Annotated in this window: 2 protein-coding genes; both read right to left on the reverse strand. The window is 58.0% G+C overall.

Translation table 11 applies throughout. The annotated features are described in order from the left end of the window. Window positions 1-1,999: hypothetical protein (locus ACWR1S_RS30695; protein WP_454566119.1), on the reverse strand; the 1,999-nt coding region annotated here is incomplete at its 3' end. A 377-nt stretch (window positions 2,000-2,376) separates the two neighbouring features. Then, window positions 2,377-2,736, reverse strand: coding sequence for a DUF6124 family protein (locus ACWR1S_RS30700; protein ID WP_454566120.1), 360 nt, complete (start codon window positions 2,734-2,736; stop codon window positions 2,377-2,379). Window positions 2,737-3,049 lie beyond the last annotated feature (313 nt).

Genomic DNA, 3,049 nt, shown 5'->3' on the forward strand with positions numbered 1-3,049 from the left:
TCTGGCCTTTGGCCGCGACGCCGCTCAGGGTGACAGCCGTTTCCACTGTGCTCCCGCCTTGAGCGATTTCATCCCCGCTGGGTGAGCCTTTTACCGAATCCAGGGTCGGCACAACGTTTTCGTAGGCCTTGATCCTGTAAGTCCGTAGCGCAAACGTCACGGCCTCTGTCTCGACTTGAGTACCACCAAAACCTGCCTTGAACTCCAGTTCCAGGTCTCTGCCATCTTCCAGGCTTTGCAAGTCCGGCAGCGGAAATGTGTGGGTGTAAAAACCCTGGTCGATCCACGTCGCATTGGTTTGCGAACCCGGCGGTTGCCAGAAGGTTTTCGAGTAGTCGCCCCCGCCTTTTAATGTCCCTTTCGCTTTCAGCCAGACATATTGTCTCAACGCAATATGCGGGTAACTGTTCGCGCGAAGGGTGGCGTTGGTGGTCAATTGACTGACGTCCAACTCCGGCCCTTCGCCTTGTTCGGAGGCCTGCACGATCAGCGGCCCGGGCAAATCGCTTTGCGCAATGGGCGACACCGCCAACGTACGCGTCTGCGAGTCTTTCGGTTGCTGGGTGCCGCGTGTCACGGAGTAGTCAAGCGTGATTGACTTGTCGAGGTTGAAGGCGATCACCGAGACGGCCAGCGGTATTTCCTGCGGGCCGACGGTGGTGACGGGCCATGGCTCGGTGGTGTGCGAACCGGCAGCCGGCGTTCCGGGGGCGCCGGTCAAGCGGACGATAATCTTGTCGCCGACCAGCATGCCGTCATAGTTGATCACTGAGGTCAATGCATTCTGGGCATCGAGCGGGTCGAGACTAGTGTCGTTGGGGGCTTCCTTGATTTTCGGCGGTTCAAGCACAATGCGCGAACCCACAACTGTCGCCGTGGCAGTTACGGACTTGCCCACCGGATCGCCATCAGGCCTGAACAACGCGTAAGTCACCGTCACGCTACTTTCGGCAATGACCTTGGCATTGGGCACCTTCAAAACGCTGCGCTTTTTCTCGCCGATTTCGTCTGGTTCGACGGTGCCCTCTACCTGCGCATCAGCGACGATTTGTCCTTCGATCCTGGCGATATACTCAGCCTTGATCTTGTCACCCAGATTGAAAGCGTCACTTCGGGTTGAGACCAGCACCAGCAAATCATCATCGGCCAGTTTCCCCAGGTCGATTTCCGTTGCCTCATCCTCTGCGTCGTCGAGTACTTCCCGCAAAATCGGTTTGGCCAGCAAATTGATATTCGCCCGAATGATCTTCGACCAGCGCCGTTTATGCGTGGCGTTGAGCAGTTGATCGACCACGGTGTAGGAGAACGGGCAGTTCTCCTGACTGCCAATGAGTTCGAAGTGCTTGCTCTCGATTTTCGCCACAAAGGATTCGCCCACCTCAGCCGGTGTTACCGGAAAGTCGAAACGTTCGTTGCCGATTTCCACGGTGACCTTGTCGTAGGCCTTTATGTGCGAGTACGTGAGGGTGAGGGGCACCCCTTTTTCGATTTTATCCTCGTCGATGCTCGCCGGATCACCCCATTCGGCCGGCAGGCTGATGCCCAGACCCGGATGCTCGCCACTGCCCGGTACATCATTGCCACCGGGCAATGTCGCACTGTAGAGCGCCCATAATTCGGTGGATTCGTCTTGATTGCCGGAGTGTCTTTTCAATTTGTACTGGATGACGTTGGTAACCCCGTCACGCAAGTCCGACTGGAACATATTGAAGGTGATGATTTCATTGCCGACTTGCTGGGGCAGGCCGATCTGCACGCCATTGAGCCAGAGAGTGATTTCATCGTATTGGCCGGGATCCATCGGCGGATCGACCTGCACCTGGACCGCCGCAGCGAACGTGCCGTTGTCGCGACGCACCTCCTTGAAAATTCCCGGCGGCACCCCCTGCACCGGCACGCCGGCGGGCGGCGTTTCATCGCTGATGACACCGTCGGTGGCCAATGCGATTTTGGCGGGGTAGAGCGTTTGCGAATCGTTGCGTGGCTGAGTGGTTGTCATGGGACACCTTCCTGGTGGCTGGCCAGAAGGAATGCTGGCCGGGATCGGTTGATCAAACACCGGACGGGGAAGACTGGCTACTGTCAACTCTGACAGGTGGCGACGAACGGTCAGTGGTTTGAACGCAAAAGATCGCAGCCTTCGGCAGCTCCTACACCGACCTCAGTAGGAGCTGCCGAAGGCTGCGATCTTTTGATCTTGCCGCTATCAGAGCGCCAACGAATCTGCCGGCCCATTACATCCATCACATCAAGACCATCACGCAACAGCATCGCGGCGGCATAAAGAAAAAGGGGACATAAACAAGGTGTGTGATCGACGCCGATACCTGTGAGAGCGGGCTTGCCCGCGAGGAAGTCAGCAGCCGCTGACCCCGGCTACTGCGGCAACTCCAGATTATCCAGCACCCGATTCACCGCCAGCTCGCCGAGCATGATCAGCTGCGCGATCCCCATCAGTGTTCGGCGCTGAGATGGCTTGACCAGTCCGGCGATTTCCTGGGCGATGGTTTTGGCCGAGGCAAGGGTTTCGCAAGCGTTGGCCAGCAGGTCTTCGTTTTTGGTGTCGGCGGTGACCGCGTACATGGCGCGGGGGCTGAAGGGCGGTGGGGTGGAGCCGGGTGGGCAGAGGTAGTGGTCGAGGGCGCGGTCGGCGGCTTGGTGGAGTTTTTTGGAATCGAGGGATTCGTAGGGGGAGGTAGGGTCGGTTTCGGGTGGGTTGGGTGTTGGTTTGATCATGGTAAAGCTCCTTTGAAGTGGAGCCGCTACAACCTGTCGCTAAACAGGAGGGGTGGCGGCTGTACGCAGGTTAGCGAACCGGTCAAAGGCACCCGGCAGACCCGAAGGTCTCCCGCATACAGCCACCATGACGAAATCGCGAAAATACAGATCCGCAACGAAGCCTGGAACGCCGATGCACCTTTGACTTGAGTTCGAGTCGCTAAACCCGATCGCTGATTCGTCAGCGACCGGACCACAATAGAACCCGACCCCAAAGCGCACAAGCCGGCGGATTCTGGCGTAGCTGTAGGCAATGGCGCAAGAATTTGTA

The sequence above is a fragment of the Pseudomonas sp. AIG genome (assembly GCF_977020205.1).

Bases quoted from the DNA above. Each gene is read 5' to 3' on its own strand.
- ACWR1S_RS30700 (WP_454566120.1), bottom strand. From the start codon at position 2,736: ATGATCAAACCAACACCCAACCCACCCGAAACCGACCCTACCTCCCCC.